Source organism: Nocardia sp. NPDC004340 (assembly GCF_053602575.1).
In genome coordinates this window covers 307,850-326,485 of the sequence record NZ_JBSGDW010000006.1, presented here as the reverse complement: position 1 = coordinate 326,485, position 18,636 = coordinate 307,850, and the positions used below count along the sequence as shown (strand labels likewise).

Here is an 18,636-nt window from a genome sequence, read left to right as displayed (position 1 = left end):
GAAAGGCGGCGGCCGATGTCCGACCAGGCGAAGCTGCGCGAATACCTCAAGCGTGCGATCGCGGATTCCCACCAGGCCCGCAAGCAGCTGGCCGCCGTCGAGGAATCGATGCGTGAGCCGATCGCCGTCGTGGGACTGGGATGTCGCTACCCGGGCGGGGTCGTGAACCCGGCGGGACTGTGGGACCTGGTCACCCGGGGCGCGGACGCGGTCTCGGAATTCCCGACCAACCGCGGCTGGGACCTGGGCTCGCTGTTCGACAGCGACGCCGCGCAGGCGGGCCGGTCCTACAGCCGCGGCGGCGGATTCCTCCTCGACGCGGACCGGTTCGACGCGGGCTTCTTCGGACTGTCCCCGCGCGAGGCGCTGGCCATGGACCCACAGCAGCGGCTGCTGCTCGAAACCGGCTGGGAGGCATTGGAATCGGCGGGACTGGTGCCGCGCGCGCTGCGCGGCACCCAGACCGGTGTGTTCGCCGGGCTCATGTACTCCGACTACGGCGCGCGGCCCGGAGTGGGCGGGGAGTTCGAGGGGTATCTGTTCGCCGGTAGCGCGGGCAGTATCGCCGTGGGCCGCCTGGCGTACCTGCTGGGCCTGGAGGGTCCGGCGATCTCCGTCGACACCGCGTGCTCGTCCTCGCTCGTGGCGCTGCACCTGGCGGCGCAGTCCCTGCGGCGCGGGGAATGCGACCTGGCGCTGGCCGGTGGCGTCACGGTGATGTCGACGCCGCAGGCGTTCGTGGAGTTCTCACGCCTGCGCGGTCTGTCGGAGGACGGCCGCTGCCGCTCCTACGGCGCCGGCGCCGATGGCACCGGCTGGGCCGAAGGCGCTGGTTTGCTGGTGCTGCAACGCTTGTCGGACGCGGTGGCCGCGGGGCGTGAAGTCCTGGCGGTCATCCGCGGCAGCGCGATCAATCAGGACGGCGCCTCCAACGGACTGACCGCGCCGTCGGGCCCCGCGCAGGAGCGCGTCATCCGGGCGGCCCTGGCCGACAGCCGCCTGTCGGCCAGTGAGGTCGACGCCGTGGAGGGCCACGGCACCGGCACCCGGCTCGGCGACCCGATCGAGGCGCGGGCCCTGCTGGCCACCTACGGCAGCGATCGGGCCGGCCGGCAGCCGCTGCTGCTGGGCTCGCTGAAGTCCAACTTCGGGCATTCCCAGGCCGCCGCGGGCGTGGGCGGCGTGATCAAGATGATCGAGGCCATGCGGCACGGCGTGCTGCCCCGCACCCTGCACGCGGAAACCCCCACCCCCGAAGTGGATTGGTCCTCGGGGGAGGTGGAGCTGCTCGTCGAGCCGCGGGACTGGCCCGAGACCGGGCAGCCGCGCCGGGCCGGTGTGTCCTCGTTCGGTTTCGGCGGCACCAACGCGCACGTGATCGTCGAACAGGCTCCGGTACTGGAAACCGCTGAGCCGCAACCGGTCACGGTGGAACTGCCCGTCGTGCCGTGGCTCGTCTCGGGCCGCACCCCCGAGGCTGTCGAAGCGCAGACCGCCAGACTGCGTGAGTACGTGGCGGGTTCGCCCGCCGGTGAACTGGATATCGCCTACTCGCTGGCCTCCACGCGCACCGCCTTCGAGCACCGCACCGTGTTGTGGCCGGGCGCGGACGCCGCCGACACCGCGCCCATCATCGCCGGTGACGGCGGGCTGGGCGTGGTCTTCACCGGTCAGGGCGCGCAGCGGATCGGCATGGGCGCGGAACTGGCGGCCCGCTTCCCGGTCTACGCCGAGGCCCTGGACGAGATCGCGGCCCTGCTGGATCCGCTGCTCGGCCGCTCGCTGCGGGAACTGATCACGAGCGGTGAGGGGCTCGACGGCACCGGGATGGCTCAGCCCGCGCTGTTCGCCGTCGAGGTCGCCCAGTGGCGGCTGCTGCGCTCCTGGGGCGTGAATGTCCGCGCGGTGGCTGGCCATTCGGTGGGTGAGTTCGCGGCCGCGCACGTGGCCGGTGTGCTCTCGCTCGCCGACGCCGCTCGCCTGGTGGCCGCGCGTGGCGCGTTGATGCAGGCGCTGCCGACGGGTGGTGCGATGGTCGCGGTCTCGGTGTCGGAGGCGACGGTGCTTCCGCTGCTGGGTGATTCGGTGTCGATCGCGGCGGTGAACGGTCCGGAGTCGGTCGTCCTGTCCGGTCCCGAGGACGCCGTCCTGGCCGTCGTGGACCGGTTGGACTGCCGTCACAAGCGGCTGACGGTGAGCCACGCCTTCCACTCGGCCCTGATGGACCCCATGCTCGAGCAGTTCCGCGCGGCCGCCGAGACCATCACCTACTCGCCGTCCACCATCCCGTTCGTCTCCACGCTCACCGGCCAGGTCACCGAGCCGGCGGGCGCGGACTACTGGGTGGACCAGGTGCGCGGGGCCGTCCGCTTCGCCGACGCCGCCACGACGCTCGCCGGACTCGGCGTCAGCGCCATCGCGGAGATCGGCCCCGACGCCGTGCTCACCCCGCTGCTGGAAGCCGTCACCGACACCTCCGCGATCGCGCTGCAGCGCCGCGACAGCGCCGAAGCCGACACCCTCGTCCGCGGCCTCGCCGGCCTGCACACACACGGCATCGGCGTCGACTGGGAGGCGTTCTTCGCCGGCACCGGCGCCCGCCGGGTCGCGCTGCCCACCTACGCGTTCCAGCGCGAGCGGTACTGGCTGCACCCCAATACGGCTTCGGCCGCCTCGGGTTTCGACCCGGTCGACCACCCGATCCTCACCGGCGTGCTGCACCTGTCCGACATCGGCGGCGCGCTGCTCACCGGTGTGCTCGACCCCAATACCCAGCCCTGGCTGACCCAGCACACCATCGACGGCGCCACCATCGTCCCCGGCACGCTGCTGCTCGAGCTGGCCTTCCGGGCCGCCGCGGAAATCGCCGAAGAGCCTTCCCGGGTCGAGGAATTCACCATCGCCGCGCCGCTGGAACTCACCGATCAGCCGGTGACGATCCGGGTCAGCATCGCCGCCGCCGACGGCGACGGCAAGCGGCAGGTGGAGATCCGCTCCCGTGTTGCGGGCGGCCAGGACTGGCGACTGCACGCCACCGGCCTGCTGGACGGGGCCGACCCGAGCATCGCCCCCGGCGTCATCGGCGAGTGGCCCCCGCGCGGCGCGCAGGAGGTCGACCTCACCGGGGCCTACGATCGCGCGGCCGACCACGGCTACGAATACGGCCCGGTGTTCAACGGCCTGCGCAAGCTGTGGCGGCGCGGCGAGGACCTGTTCGCCGAACTCGCCCTCGACGACGAGTACGCCGCCGGGGCCGACCGGTTCACCGTGCACCCCGCCCTGCTCGACGCCGCGGCGCACGCCCTGGTCCCGGGCATCTCCGACACCGATCGTCCCGCGCTGCTGCCGTTCTCGTGGTCCGGGGTGACGATCCCCGAATTCCCGGCGACGGCGCTGCGGGTCCGGATCACCCCGGCCGGGCGCGACGCGGTCGCCATGCTCATCGCCGACGAATCCGGCGCGACCCTGTTCGCCGTGGACGCCCTGGCCCTGCGCCCGCAGGCCGCAGCCGGCGCGGACCAGACGCTGTTCGAACTGGAGTGGAGCGAAATCCCCACTCCCGCCGCGACATCCGATCGCACCGGGTGGGTGGCGGTCGGCGAGGTGCCGGGCATGGACACCCGATACGCCGAGCTGGACGAGGTCACCGGCACACCCGCCGCGGTCGTGGTCAGGCTGCCCGCCGCCGACCAGGCCACGGAGATTCCTTCCGCTGCACACGATGTCGTTCACCGCACCCTCGCGGTCGTGCGCACCGCCATCCTCGACGAACGGTTCGCGAATTCCCGGCTGGTGTTCCTCACCGAGTCCGCGGCCGGTCCCGCCGCCGCGAACCTGCCGCAGGCCGGAGCCTGGGGCTTGGTCCGCGCGGCCCAGACCGAACACCCGGACCGCTTCACCCTCATCGACGTCGACGCGGACCCCGGTTCGTGGGATGCCCTCGACGCCGCCATCGCGAGCGGTGAGCCGCAGGTGGCGATTCGCGCCGGGGCGCTGCATGTCCCGCGCCTGATCCGCGCCCGCGCCGCCACCGTCGACACCGACCCGTGGACGCAGGGCACGGTACTGATCACCGGCGGCACCGGCACGCTCGGCGCGGCCCTCGCCCGGCACCTGGTCGACACCCACGGCACCCGCGCGCTGCTGCTGCTGAGCCGCCGCGGTCCCGACGCGCCCGGCGCGACCGACCTGCGGACCGAATTGACCGACCGCGGAGCGGAAGTCACGATCCTCGCCTGCGATGTCACCGATCCGGCCGAGCTGGCCGCCGTCGTCGCCGCGCACCCGGTGCGCGCGGTCGTGCACACCGCGGGCGTGCTCGCCGACGGCATCGTGGAATCACTGACCCCCGACCAGGTCACCGGTGTGCTGCGGCCCAAGGTCGACGCGGCCTGGGCGCTGCACCGGGCCACCCGCGACCTGGATCTCGGTGCGTTCGTGCTGTTCTCGTCGCTGGCCGGTCTGGTCGGCACGGCGGGCCAGGCGAACTATGCCGCCGCCAACACCTTCTTGGACGCGCTCGCCGAGCACCGCCGCTCGCTCGGGCTGCCCGCGGTGTCCATCGCCTACGGCCTGTGGGAGCAGGCCAGCGGCATCACCGACGAGATGAGCGCCGTCGACCGCGAGCGCATCCGCCGCATCGGCGTCCTGCCGCTGCCGACCGCCGCCGGGCTGCACGCCTTCGACGTGGCCACGGCCCTCGACGTCCCGCTGCTCGCGGTCACCGGCCTCGACACCGCCGCCCTGCGGTCCTCCGGCGACGTCCCGGCGATGTTCCGCCGCCTGGCCCCCGTGACCCGCGCCCGTAAGGCTCCCCGCGACGGGTTCGCCGCCCGCCTGGCCCAGCTGTCCGAGACCGAGCGCGCCGCGGCCCTGCTGGACCTGGTCCGCACCAATGCCGCCGCGGTCCTGGGACATTCGGGCTCCAGCGGCGTCGGCGCGGACCGGTCCTTCCAGGATCTCGGGTTCGATTCGCTGACCGCGGTCGAACTGCGCAACCGGCTGACCGAGGCCACCGGCGTGCGTCTGCCCGCCACCCTGGTCTTCGACTACCCGACGCCCGCCACCCTGTCGGAGCGGTTGTCCGGTGAGCTGGTCGGCGCGAAGCCGCAGGCCGTGGCGACGGCCACGGTGGCCGCCCGGGACGACGAACCGATCGCCATCGTCGGCGTCGGCTGCCGCTACCCCGGCGGCGTCACCGATCCGGAACAGCTGTGGGACCTCGTGTTCCGTGGCGTCGACGCGGTCTCGGAATTCCCGACCAACCGCGGCTGGGATCTGGGCTCGCTGTTCGACAGCGACGCCGAACAGGCCGGCCGGTCCTACAGCCGCGGCGGCGGATTCCTGATGGACGCCGACCTGTTCGACGCGGGCTTCTTCGGACTGTCCCCGCGCGAGGCCCTGGCCGTCGACCCACAGCAGCGCATGCTCCTCGAAACCGGCTGGGAAGCACTGGAATCCGCGGGCATCGTGCCCCGCAGCCTGCGCGGCTCCCGGACCGGCGTGTTCGCGGGCGTGATGTACTCCGACTACGGCGCTCGCCCCGGCGTCGGCGGCGAACACGAGGGCTACCTGTTCGCCGGCAGCGCGGGCAGCATCGCGGTGGGCCGCCTGGCCTACTCGCTGGGCCTGGAAGGACCCGCGATCTCGGTCGACACGGCCTGCTCGTCGTCCCTGGTGGCGCTGCACCTGGCCGCGCAGTCCCTGCGCCGCGGCGAATGCGATCTGGCCTTGGCCGGCGGTGTGACCGTCATGTCCACGCCGCAGGCGTTCGTGGAGTTCTCCCGCCTGCGCGGGCTGTCGGTGGACGGCCGGTGCCGGTCCTTCGGCGCGGGCGCCGACGGCACCGGCTGGGCCGAAGGCGCGGGACTGCTCGCGCTGCAACGACTCTCCGACGCGCGCCGCGAGGGCCGCGAGGTGCTGGCCGTGCTGCGCGGCTCGGCCGTCAACCAGGACGGCGCCTCCAACGGGCTGACCGCGCCCAACGGCCCCTCCCAGGAACGCGTCATCCGCGACGCGCTCGCCGACGCCGCCCTGCTCGCCTCCGAGGTCGACGCGGTCGAGGGCCACGGCACCGGCACCCGCCTCGGCGACCCGATCGAGGCCCAGGCCCTGCTCGCCACCTACGGCAGCGACCGGGCGGGGGACCGTCCGCTGCTGCTGGGCTCGCTCAAGTCCAACTTCGGGCACTCGCAGGCGGCCGCGGGCGTGGGCGGCGTGATCAAGATGATCCAGGCCATGCGCCGGGGCGTGCTGCCGCGCACCCTGCACGCGGAAACCCCATCGCCCGAGGTGGATTGGTCCGCCGGGTCGGTGGAACTGCTGAACGAGGTGCGGGACTGGCCCGAGACCGGGCAGCCGCGCCGGGCCGGTGTGTCGTCGTTCGGGTTCGGCGGCACCAACGCGCATGTCATCGTCGAACAGGCCCCGGAGCCGGAAGCGGCCGAGCCGCAGGCGGTCTCGCTGGAACTGCCGGTGGTGCCGTGGCTGATCTCCGGCCGCACCCCGGCCGCGGTCGACGCCCAGGCGGCCCGGCTGCGGGAGTTCCTCGCGAATTCGACCGTGCGGGAACTGGATATCGCGTACTCGCTCGCCACCGCGCGCACCCCCTTCGAGCATCGGGCCGCCGTGGTCGGCGGCGACACCGGGGAGCTGGTCGCCGCGCTCGCCGACGCCCAGCCGGTCACCGCGCGATCGGGCGGCACCGCCTTCGTCTTCACCGGCCAGGGCGCGCAGCGCCTCGGTATGGGAATGGGTCTGTACGAACGCTTCCCGGTCTTCGCCGCCGCGTTCGACGAGGCCGCCGCGCACCTCGACCCGCGGCTGGGCCGGTCGTTGCGCGAGCTGATCACCACCGGCGACGGTCTCGACGGCACCGGGATGGCCCAGCCCGCACTGTTCGCCGTCGAGGTCGCCTTGGCGCGACTGCTGGCGCACTGGGGGATTCGCTGCGACTACGTCGCCGGGCATTCGGTGGGTGAGTTCGCGGCCGCGCACGTGGCCGGTGTGCTCTCGCTCGCCGACGCGGCCCGTCTGGTGGCCGCCCGTGGCGCGCTGATGCAGGCGTTGCCGACGGGTGGTGCGATGGTCGCGGTCTCGGTGTCCGAAGCGACGGTGCTGCCGCTGCTCGGTGAGTCGGTGTCGATCGCGGCGGTGAACGGTCCGGAGTCCGTAGTCCTGTCGGGCCCGGAGGACGCCGTCCTGGCGGTTGTCGCTCAGCTGGACTGCCGTCACAAGCGGCTGACGGTGAGCCACGCCTTCCACTCGGCCCTGATGGACCCCATGCTCGACGAATTCCGCGCTGTCGCGGAATCGGTCACCTACTCCGCACCGGCCATCCCGTTCGTCTCGACCGTCACCGGTCGGATCGCCGAGCCCACCACCGCGCAGTACTGGGTCGACCAGATTCGCCGGCCGGTCCGGTTCGCGGATGCCGCGACCACTCTGGCCGCCCTCGACGTCACCGTGCTGGCCGAGGTCGGACCCGACGCGGTGCTCACGCCGCTGGCCGACCAGGTCACCGACACCGCCGCCATCGCTCTGCAACGCCGCGACACCGACGAGGCCCGCACCCTCATCGCCGGTGTGGCGCAGCTGCACTCCCTCGGCGCGGCCGTCGACTGGGAGGCGTTCTTCACCGGCACCGGCGCGCGCCGGGTCGCCCTGCCCACCTACGCGTTCCAGCGCGACCGGTACTGGCTGCACCCGACCGCCTCCACCGCCACCTCGGGTTTCGACCCGATCGAGCACCCCGTGCTGACCGGCGTCCTGCACCTGCCCGACGCCGACAGCGTCCTGCTCACCGGCGGCCTGAACCCGAACGCGCTGCCCTGGTTGGCCTCCCACACCACACCCGCGACCACCCTGGTCCCGCCCGCGGTCCTCATCGATCTCGTGCTGCGGGCCGGCGACGAAGTCGGCGCGGACCACATCGAACAGCTGGAACTGACCCGGCCGCTCACCGTCCCCGCGGGCCAGGAGGCCCAGCTGCACGTGGTCATCGGCGCGGCCGACGACACCGGCCGCCGCACCGCCGGAATCCGGGCCAGATCCGCGGGCGGCACCTGGACCGCCATCGCCACCGGCGCCCTGGCCCGCGGCGGCGATCCGGGCACCCCGGTGCTGGCCGACCAGCCCGCCGAGCACCACCTGCCCGCCGAATCGGCCGTGCAGGCCACCGGATTCGCCCTGCATCCGGAACTGCTGGACGCGGCCCTGCCGAGCACCCTCGGCACGGATTCGCTGCTGGCCCCGGTCATCTGGCGCAACGTACGCCTGTACGCCACGGGCGCGGACGCCGTCCGGGCCCACGTGCGACCGGTGGACGGGGACACGGTCACCGCGTATCTGACCGATCCGGCCGGGAACCCGGTGTTCAGCGCCGAAGCGGTCGAATTCCGGACCCTGGAACTCGGTATCGACAGCGAAACACCGGGCGACACCGGCCGATCCGCGCCCGTTCGCCCGGCCGCCGTCACCGCCGACACCGCCGAGGTCCTGCGGGCCCGGCTCGCCGATCTCGACGAGACCCAGCAGCTCAACGCCGTGGTGGACACGGTTCGCGCCCAGCTGGCCGCGGTGCTCGGCATCGCCGACCCGCTGAGCATCGAGGCCGACCGCCCGTTCCAGGAACTCGGCATGGACTCCATGACCGCGGTGCAGCTGCGCAACCGGCTCTCCTTGGCGACCGGAACCACGCTGCCCGCCACCGCCGTCTTCGACCGGCCCACCCCGGCCGACCTGGCCGCGTTCGTCCTCGACGCCCTGCGCCCGCCCGCCCCCGCCGACGTGCTGTGGGCCGAACTGGACCGCTGGGAACGCGTCGCCGACGACCTGGGCGAGGCCGACCGCGACCGGATCGCCGACCGGCTGCGCGAGCTGGCCGGCCGCTGGGCGGCAACCCCGGCCACCGCGAACCCCGCGACCGAGGCCGTCGACGCACACCTCGCCACCGCCTCGGCCGAGGAACTCCTGAGCTTCATCGACGGCGAACTCGGCCGCATTTCCGACCACGAGCTGGGCTGAAAAGAGGACACCGGCAATGCCTGAAGACAAGAAACTGGTCGAGTACCTGCGCTGGGCCACAGCCGAACTCACCAAGGCCAAGGGCCGCATCACCGAACTCGAATCGGCGTCGGCCGAACCCATCGCGGTCGTGGCGCAGGCCTGCCGCTACCCGGGCGGCGTGAACTCCGCCGCCCAGCTGTGGGACCTGGTCGACACCGGCACCGACGCCATCACCGAATGGCCCGCCGACCGCGGCTGGGACGTCGCGGCCCTCTACGATCCCGACCCCGAGCACATCGGCACCTCGACCACCCGCCACGGCGGATTCATCGACCACGCCACCGATTTCGACGCCGGACTGTTCGGCATCTCCCCGCGCGAGGCCCTCGGCATGGACCCCCAGCAGCGGGTCGTGCTCGAAACCGCCTGGGAACTCTTCGAATCCGCGGGCATCGACCCGACATCGCTGCGCGGCAGCGGCACCGGCGTCTTCGTCGGCGCCGGCGAGCAGAGCTACCTCGACCTGGCCGCGCCGCCGGACCTCGAGGGCTACGCGATGACCGGGCGACTGGGCAGCGTGGTCTCGGGACGGCTGGCCTACACCTTCGGGTTCGAGGGGCCCGCCCTCACCGTGGACACCGCGTGCTCGTCCTCGCTGGTCGCCGTGCACCTCGCGGCGCAGGCGCTGCGCCGCGGTGAATGCGACCTGGCGGTGGCCGGTGGCGTCACCGTCTACGGACACCCCGGCGGCTACATCGAATTCTCGCGGCAGCGCGGCCTGTCCGCCGACGGCCGCTGCAAGTCCTACGGCGCGGGCGCGGACGGCACCGGCTGGTCGGAGGGCGTGGGTCTGCTCGCGCTGCAACGCCTCTCGGACGCCGTCGCCTCCGGTCGCGAGGTGCTCGCCGTCCTGCGCGGGTCCGCGGTCAACCAGGACGGCGCGTCCAACGGGCTCACCGCACCCAACGGCCCCTCCCAGGAACGCGTGATCCGCGCGGCCCTGGCCGACGCCGGACTCTCCGCCGCCGAGGTGGACGCCGTGGAAGGCCACGGCACCGGCACCCGGCTGGGCGACCCGATCGAGGCCCAGGCGCTGCTGGCCACCTACGGCCGGGAACGCACCTCGGCGCGGCCGCTGTGGCTGGGATCGATGAAATCCAATATCGGCCACACCGTCGCGGCGGCGGGCGTCGGCGGCGTCATCAAGATGATCGAAGCCATCCGCCACGGCGTGCTGCCCAGGACCCTGCACTCGGAAACGCCCAACCCGGACGTGGATTGGTCGTCGGGCACGGTGCGCCTGCTGAACGAAGCGCAGCCCTGGCCCGAGACCGGGGCTCCGCGCCGGGCCGCGGTGTCCTCGTTCGGCGTCAGCGGCACCAATGCCCACGTCGTCATCGAACAGGCTCCCGCACCGGAAGCGGTGGAATCGCAGCCGGATTCGGCGGAGTCGCCGGAATCCGCCGCGCCGCAGCCGGTTCGGCTGCCGGTGCTGCCCTGGGCGGTGTCCGGCAAGTCCGCGGCCGCGGCCCGGGCGCAGGCGGCCGCGCTGGCGGATTTCGCCGCCGGCACCGACGCCCGCGACCTGGACATCGCGTACTCGCTCGCCACCACCCGCACCCAGCTGGAGCACCGGACCGTCGCCGTCGGCCGCGACCGCGCGGAACTGCTCGCCGGTCTGACCGCCGACCCCACCTCCACCCGAACCGGCAAGACCGCCTTCGTCTTCACCGGTCAGGGCGCCCAGCGCCCGGGCATGGGTCTGCGCCTCTACGACACTTTCCCGGCCTTCGCCGCCGCGTTCGACGAGGTCTGCGGCCACCTGGACCCGCTGCTGGACCGACCGCTGCGCGACGAGATCACCTCCGGTGAGCGGCTCGACGAAACCGCCGTCACCCAGCCCGCCCTCTTCGCCGTCGAATACGCGCTGGCGAAGCTGGTGGCGTCCTGGGGCGTTCGCGCCGACTACCTCACCGGTCACTCGGTCGGCGAACTCGTCGCCGCCCAGCAGGCGGGCGTGCTGTCGCTGGCCGACGCCGCCACCCTGGTCGCCGCGCGGGCCCGCCTCATGAACTCGCTGCCGCGCGGCGCCATGCTCGCGGTGCGAGCGGGCGAGGACGCCGTGCGCGACCAGCTCTCGGACCGCGTGAGCCTCGCGGGCGTCAACGGACCCGCGTCGGTGGTGCTGGCCGGATCGGCCGCGGACCTGGAGGCCATCGCGGAGACCCTGGGACAGCGCGGGATCCGCTCCCGCCGCCTGGCCGTCAGCCACGCCTTCCACTCCCACCACATGGACCCGATCCTCGACGAGTTCGAGGCGGTGGCCCGCGGACTCACCTTCCAGCCCGCCCGCGCGCCCATCGTGTCCAATGTGACCGGCGCGCTCGCCGCCCCCGGCGACCACGCCGATCCCGCGTACTGGCCGCGCCACATTCGCGGCACCGTCCGCTTCTCCGAGGGCATCGCCGCCCTGGCCGCGGCCGGGGTGACCAAGTTCGTGGAGATCGGGCCCGACGCCATCCTCAGCGCCCTGGTCGACGAAACCCTCCAGGACCGCCCGCACATCTCCATCCCCGTGCTGCGCCGCACCGCCGAGGACGACGAGACCGCCCTCGCCGCCGTCGCCGCCCTGCACGCCAACGGCGTGCGCGTCGACTGGGAACAGGTGTTCGCGGGCACGGGAGCGCGCCGAATCAGCCTGCCCACCTACGCCTTCCAGCGCACCCGGCACTGGGCGGGCGACACCGCCATCGGGGCCGCGGGCACCGGATCCGCCCTCGGCCACCCCGTCCTCGAAGTGGCGGTAGACCTGGCCGACAGCGCCGCCGACGGCGTCGTCGCCACCGGCCGCCTGTCCCGGCGGCAGCGCTGGATCGAACCGGGCACGCCCGTCCCCGCCGCCGTCCTGGTGGAACTCGCCACCCGCGCCGCGGACGAACTCGGCTGTACCGAACTGTCCGCCTTGACCGTTCGCACCCCGCTGACCATGCCCGCCGGGGCCGACCTGCACATCCAGGCCCGTGTCGGCGGTCTGCTGGACAATGGCGACCGCACGGTGTCGATCCACTCCCGGGCCTCGGGCTCCTCGGGACCGTGGATCCTGCACGCCCGCGGCACCGTCCGATTGCGCATCGGCGCACCGGATTTCGAGCTCACCGAATGGCCGCCGGCGGCGACCGACCACGAGGCCCACGCCGAGGTCGAGCTGCCGGACGAATTCGACGCCGAGGCAGCCGCTTTCGGGGTGCACCCGGTGCTGCTGCACGCCGCACTGGCCGCTGTCGCCCCCGGGACCGTGCGCGAGCTGCGGGACGTCCGGCTGTTCTCCACCGGTGCGACGGCCCTGCGGGTGCTGGCCCGCACCGGCGGCGACGGATCGACCACGCTGCTGCTCGCCGACCGGGCGGGCGTGGCCGTCGCCACCCTGCGCGCGGTGACCGCACCGGCGGAATCGGTCGCGGCGCGGCCGGATATCGACGAGATGTCCTTCATCGTGGACTGGATGCCCGCCGCCGTCAGCGGTCGCGCCATCCGCTGGGGCGCGGTCTCCGGCACCGAGTCGTTGCCCGAGGTGGGGGAGACCACTCTGTTCGCGGACCTGGCCGAGGCCGTCACCGCGGACAAGCCGGTCGACGCCGTCCTGGCCCCGATCGGCGCCGCGCCGACCGCCGACCCGGTGCTCGGCGCTCACGAACTCACCCGCCGCGCACTGACTCTCGTGCAGCGGTGGATCGCCGTCGAGGACCGCACCGCCGCACCGCTGGTCGTGGTGACCGAGCGGGCCATGGGATCCGGGGCCACCGACATCGCCGCCGCGAGCGTGTGGGGTCTGCTGCGCTCGGCCCAGTCGGAGCTGCCCGGCCGTATCGTGCTCGCCGACATCGACGACGACCCGGCCTCGGCCGCCGCCCTGTCCGCGGTCGTCACGGCCGGGGAACCCCAGGTCGTGATTCGCGAGGGCCGCGTCTTCGTGCCGCGACTGCACCGCGTCGCCCTGCCCGCCCCGGCCCACTGGGCGGGGGAATGCGTGCTGATCACCGGCGGCACCGGCTCGCTGGGCGCGATGCTCGCCCGCCACCTGGTCACCGCGCGCGGCGTCGACCGGCTCGTGCTGCTCAGCCGCCGTGGCTTGGAAAGCCCGGGGGCGGAGGCACTTCGGGCCGAACTGACGGCTGCCGGCGCACAGGTCGACATCGTCGCCTGCGATGCCGCCGACCGCGACGCCCTGGCCGCCGTGCTCGCCGAGCATCCGGTGACCGCGGTCGTCCACACCGCGGGCGCCACCGACGACGGCCTGCTGCGCGACCTCGACCCCGACCGCCTGACCGCGGTTCTGCGCCCCAAGGCCGACGCCGCCTGGCTGCTGCACGAACTCACCCTCGACCGCGAACTCACCGCGTTCGTGCTGTTCTCCTCGGTCGCCGGGATCATCGGCGGCCCGGGTCAGGGCAACTACGCCGCGGCCAATGTCTTCCTCGACGCGCTCGCCGCCCACCGCGCCGGACTCGGCCTGCCCGCCACCTCCATCGCCTGGGGCCTGTGGGAACAGGAGGGCGGCATCAGCGGCCACCTCGACGACGCCGACAAGCAGCGCATCGCGCGCGGCGGCTTCCCGGCCCTGCCCGCCGAATCCGGTCTGGCCCTGCTCGACGCGGCCGCCGGATCGGAACGGCCCCTGGTCGTGGCCACCCCGCTGGAACTGTCCGCCATCCGGTCCCGCCCGACCCGGCTGCTCTCGGGCCTGCTGCCCACCCAGCGCGCGGTGGCGGGCAATGCCGAGGCCGCCGTCTCGATCACCGAACTGCTGCGCGGCCGCACCCCGGCCGAACAGCACGCCCTGGTGCTCGACCTCGTGCTGCGCGAGGCCGCCGCCGTCCTCGGCCACCAGGGCACCGAAGCCCTCGACAGCACAAGGGAATTCAGCGAGGCGGGCTTCGACTCGCTGGCCACCGTCGAATTCCGCAACCGGCTGCAGGCCGCGTTCGGAACCCGGCTGCCCGCCACCGTCGCCTACGACCACCCGACCCCCGAGGCGCTGGCGGCGTTCATCCTCGCCGAATCCGGCGACGGCGCGACCGGGGCCATCGACTTCGCCGCCGAAGTACGCCTGGCCGACGACATCCGCCCCGCGGACACCGTCATCCGCGTCGCCACCGACCCCGACCACGTATTGCTCACCGGCGCTTCGGGATTCCTCGGCGCGTTCATGCTGCGCGACCTCATGGCGACCACCACGGCCGTGGTGCACTGCGTGATCCGTGGCGCGGACGAGGCCGCCGCGACCGAGCGGCTGATCGCCAACCTGGAGTTCTACCGGGTGTCGGGCGAGGTCGACCTGAACCGGGTCCGGGTCATCGTCGGCGACCTCGCGGCCCCGCGACTCGGACTGTCCGAGAACGACTTCGACGACCTCGCGAAGCTGGTCGACGTGGTGTTCCACGCGGGCGCGACCGTGCACTGGCTCCAGCCCTACCCGCTGCTGCGCGACGCCAATGTCGGTGGCACCGAGGAGATCCTGCGCCTGGCCGCCCGCCACCGGACGGTCCCGGTGCACTACGTGTCCACCGTCGGCGTCTTCCCCGGCGCACCCGCGGACGGCGCGCCGCTGGCCGTGGACGACCCGACCGGTCCGCCCGAGGTGCTGCCCAGCGGCTACCTGCGCACCAAGTGGGTGGCCGAGCAGAACATCGGACTGGCCCGCGACCGCGGCCTGCCGGTCTCGGTGTACCGCGTCGATGTGATCTCCGGCGACCAGCGCCACGGCGCCTGCCAGACCCGCGACTTCGTCTGGCTCACCCTCAAGGGCATCATCCAGGCGCGGGCCGTGCCGCCGGTCGGCGACGGCTACTTCCACCTGGCCCCGGTCGACTACGTCAGCGCCGCCATCGTCGCCCTGGCCGCGAAGCCGGACGCCGCCGAGCGAACCTTCCACCTGCACAACCCGCTTCGGGTCGCACTGCCCGAACTGGTCGAGCGGCTGCGGGCCATGGGCTATCCGATCGAGGACCGCGACCGGGCCGACTGGCTCGCCGAGATCGGCGCGAACACCGACAACGCCCTGGTCCCGCTGCTGGACGCCTTCGAGGCCATGATCGGCGACACCGCGGCCTTCTACCCAGCCATCGACGTGTCCGCGACCGAGGCCATGCTGACCGGCACCGGCATCGTGTGCCCGCCGGTGTCCGGCGACCTCTTCCGCACCTACGTCCAATTCTTCATCGAGTCGGGCCATTTCCCGGCGCCGGAACGGAGTGAGCACTGATGACCGAACTCGTCGAACGGCCCGTCGCCATCGCGCCCGCGCGGCTGCGATCCCGGGTCGAGGAAATGCACGGCGTCAAACACGAAGCCGTGCACGGCATCCCGTCGAGCGCAACCGAGCGGCAGCACTCGATCGGGAAGCTCACCGTGCGCGAGCGGCTGGAGCTGCTCTTCGATCCGGGCACCTTCCGAGAGGTCGACCAGCTGCGCAGGCACCGGGCCACCGCCTTCGGCATGGCCGACCGCAAACCGCACACCGACGGCGTGGTCACCGGCTGGGGAAAGGTGCACGGCCGCACCGTCTTCGCCTACGGCCACGACTTCCGGATCTTCGGCGGCTCGCTCGGCGAGGCGCACGCGGAGAAGATCCACAAGCTCATGGACCTGGCCGAGGCCGCGGGCGCGCCGCTGGTCGGCCTCAACGACGGCGCGGGCGCGCGCATCCACGAGGGCGTGACCGCGCTGGCCGGATACGGCGGCATCTTCCGCCGCCACGTGCGCGCCTCCGGCGTCATCCCGCAGATCAGCGTGATGCTCGGCCCGTGCGCGGGCGGCGCGGCCTACTCGCCCGCCCTCACCGACTTCGTCTTCATGGTGCGCGGCATCTCCCAGATGTACGTCACCGGACCGGATGTGGTGCGCACCGTCACCGGCGAGCAGGTGTCCCACGACGAACTCGGCGGCGCCGACGTGCACGGCTCCGGTTCGGGCGTCGCGGGATTCGTGTACGACACCGAGGAGGAGTGCCTCGAGGAGGTGCGCTACCTGATCTCGCTGCTGCCCGCCAACAATCGCGAACGCCCGCCCGCCGTGGAGACCGCCGACGCGCCCGACCGGCGCAACGACGCGCTCGCCGACCTGGTGCCCGCCGACTCCACCCAGGCCTACGACATGCGCGCCGTCATCGAGGAGATCGTCGACGACGGTGAGTATTTCGAGGTGCACGCGCACTGGGCCCGCAATATCCTCTGCGTCTTCGCCCGCCTCGGCGGCGAGGTGGTCGGCATCGTCGCCAACCAGCCCTGCGTGCTGGCCGGCGTGCTCGACATCGAAGCCTCCGAGAAGGCCGCGCGTTTCGTGCAGACCTGCGACGCGTTCAATATCCCCATCGTCACCCTGGTCGACGTGCCCGGCTTCCTGCCCGGCACCGGCCAGGAACACGCGGGCATCATCCGGCACGGCGCGAAACTGCTCTACGCCTACTGCAACGCCACCGTTCCGCGGGTGCAGGTGATCCTGCGCAAGGCCTTCGGCGGCGCGTACATCGTCATGGACTCCCGATCCATCGGCGCGGACCTGTCCTTCGCCTGGCCCTCCAACGAGGTCGCCGTCATGGGCGCGGAGGGAGCCGCCCAGGTGATCTTCCGGCGGGAGATCGGTTCCGCACCCGACCCGGATCTGGTTCGGGCGCAACGGATCAAGGAATATCAGCAGGAGCTGATGCATCCCTACTACGCCGCCGAACGCGGCCTGGTCGACGATGTCATCGACCCCGCCGACACCCGGGCCGTGCTCATCGACAGCCTGGCCATGCTCGCCGCCAAACACGCGCCCATCCCGGCCCGCAAGCACGGGAACCCGCCCGCATGAGCGGCGGGACAGGGGTACTCGCGGGCGCGACCGGGGTGCTGGCAGTGGAATCGGGCCGGCCGGGCGACGACGAACTCGTCGCCCTGGTCCTGGCTCTGACCGCCGTCACCCGACCGGCGCGGCGGAAGGCGGAGTTCCGGGCGGCGGCCTGGACCCTGCCCGCGCCCGCACAGCAGCCGCCCATCTCGTGGCGGCATCGGGGTCAGTCCCGCTGACCCGGGGTCCCGATGGGCGGCAGCGTGGCCGCCCATCGGGACCTTTTTCATGCCCGGATGGACAGACCGTGCGAGAACACCTCGCGCGGATCCCATTTCGCCTTCGCGGCCTGCAAGGCCGGGTAGTTGTCCTTGAAGTACAGGCGGTGCCACGGCACGCCCGAGTCGTTCAGGGCCGGGTCGGCCAGATCGGCGTCGGCGTAGTTGATGAAGCAGCCGTCGGTCACCTCACCCGGCACCGGCACGCCACCGGTCGCCGCGTACACGTCGGCATAGCATTCGCGGATCCAGCGATCGTGCCGCTCGTCCTCCGACGGATCCGTCCACAGGGTCACGTACAGCATCTTGATGATCGAATCCCGTTGCGCCGCCGCGGTCGCGTCCGACTCCACCGCATTGATCCGGCCGCCGTAGCTGACCAGGGCCACCATGGCGAACGGGTGCGGGTAGTCCTCGCGGGTCAGCTGCCGGTACAGCGCGTCCAGCTGCGGCTCGGGCAGCGACCGGCGCATATAGGTGGACTTCACCTTCCAGCGCGCCACCGCGGCCTCCACGAAGCCGAACCACTCCTTCACCGCGTAGAACCACGGCACCCGGCTGCGGTCGTTGACCGTGTAGGTCGCGCCCGTGCCCTCGGCCATCGCGGCCAGGAACGCGTCCATGGTCTGCTCCGCGTCGGGCTCGTCGGCGTCGATCTGGGTGCTCATCCGGAACGAACCCGCCGACCGGTGCTGGAGCTTCAGCTGGCTGTACAGGCTCAGGTGCGCGGAGTCCGGACCCGAGTGGCGCTCGTGCCAGGCCCCGAAATTGCTGACCAGGCGGGCGAATCCGGCCTCGTCCAGCTCGTCCCACGACCACGAGACATCGGAGACGATGAGCTCGGCGGGCGGGGCTGGCAGCAGGCGCGCCGGGTCGTCGCCGGTGGCCTCCGGGGAGCGGAACCAGTACCGGGTCACGATGCCGAAATTGCCGCCGCCCGCACCGGTGTGCGCCCACCACAGGTCGCGGTGGGGGTCGTCGGCCGCCCGGGTCGCGACGACCGGACGCACCCGGCCGTCGGAATCGACCACCACCACCTCGATGGCGTACAGATGATCCACGATCAGTCCATGCAGCCGCGACAGCGCGCCGTAGCCGCCGCCGGCCACATGCCCGCCCGCGCCGACCGTCGGGCAGGTGCCGCCGGGCAGCGTCACGCCCCAGCGCTTGTAGAGTGTCGAATAGACCCGGCCCAGGGTCGCGCCCGCGCCGACCGAGAACGCGCCCATCTGCGCGTCGAAATACACGGCGTCCAAAGCGGATACGTCGATGACGGCCCGCACCTTGCCATTGGCGGTGAAGTCCTCGTCGCAGTGGCCGCCGCTGCGCACCACCACGCGCAGCTCGTCGTCGACCGCCTGCTGCAGGGCCTCGACGACCTGCTCGGTGTTCAGGGCCAGGCGGATGTAGTCGGGTGTGCCCACCCATCGGGTATTGGAACCGGAGATCAGCCCGCGATAGCGCGCGTCGTCCGGGCGGATCAACAGCGATTCGGTCATCAGGTCACTTCCTCGTCGAATGTGGT

Annotated in this window: 4 protein-coding genes and 1 pseudogene; 4 read left to right on the top strand and 1 reads right to left on the bottom strand. The window is 72.8% G+C overall.

The window, feature by feature from the left end:
• Window positions 1-15 precede the first annotated feature (15 nt).
• The 4 genes and pseudogenes from ACWEOI_RS25355 to ACWEOI_RS25340 all read left to right on the top strand — a co-directional run.
• A pseudogene (locus tag ACWEOI_RS25355) lies at window positions 16-8,742 on the top strand (SDR family NAD(P)-dependent oxidoreductase); the annotation flags it as partial.
• A 298-nt stretch (window positions 8,743-9,040) separates the two neighbouring features.
• The gene (locus ACWEOI_RS25350; RefSeq protein ID WP_452361223.1) at window positions 9,041-15,268 is read left to right on the top strand and encodes a thioester reductase domain-containing protein; all 6,228 of its coding nucleotides are present in this window, start codon (window positions 9,041-9,043) and stop codon (window positions 15,266-15,268) included.
• Window positions 15,268-16,857 (top strand): acyl-CoA carboxylase subunit beta, encoded by a 1,590-nt coding sequence (locus tag ACWEOI_RS25345; protein ID WP_452361222.1) that lies wholly within the window; start codon window positions 15,268-15,270, stop codon window positions 16,855-16,857. The genes ACWEOI_RS25350 and ACWEOI_RS25345 overlap by 1 nt, the downstream gene beginning before the upstream one ends.
• Entirely contained in the window at window positions 16,854-17,072 is a 219-nt protein-coding gene (locus tag ACWEOI_RS25340; RefSeq protein ID WP_452361221.1) for a hypothetical protein, read from the top strand. Before ACWEOI_RS25345 ends, ACWEOI_RS25340 begins: the two co-directional genes overlap by 4 nt.
• Window positions 17,073-17,119: 47 nt before the next feature.
• Here the strand turns inward: ACWEOI_RS25340 and ACWEOI_RS25335 are convergent, their stop codons facing one another.
• Window positions 17,120-18,610, bottom strand: coding sequence for an FAD-binding protein (locus tag ACWEOI_RS25335; protein ID WP_433671494.1), 1,491 nt, complete (start codon window positions 18,608-18,610; stop codon window positions 17,120-17,122).
• Window positions 18,611-18,636: the final 26 nt, after the last annotated feature.

Excerpts from the sequence above, each read along its gene's own strand:
- ACWEOI_RS25350 (WP_452361223.1), top strand. The coding sequence starts at position 9,041 with ATGCCTGAAGACAAGAAACTGGTCGAGTACCTGCGCTGGGCCACAGCC.
- ACWEOI_RS25340 (WP_452361221.1), top strand. The coding sequence starts at position 16,854 with ATGAGCGGCGGGACAGGGGTACTCGCGGGCGCGACCGGGGTGCTGGCA.
- ACWEOI_RS25345 (WP_452361222.1), top strand. The coding sequence starts at position 15,268 with ATGACCGAACTCGTCGAACGGCCCGTCGCCATCGCGCCCGCGCGGCTG.
- ACWEOI_RS25335 (WP_433671494.1), bottom strand. The coding sequence starts at position 18,610 with ATGACCGAATCGCTGTTGATCCGCCCGGACGACGCGCGCTATCGCGGG.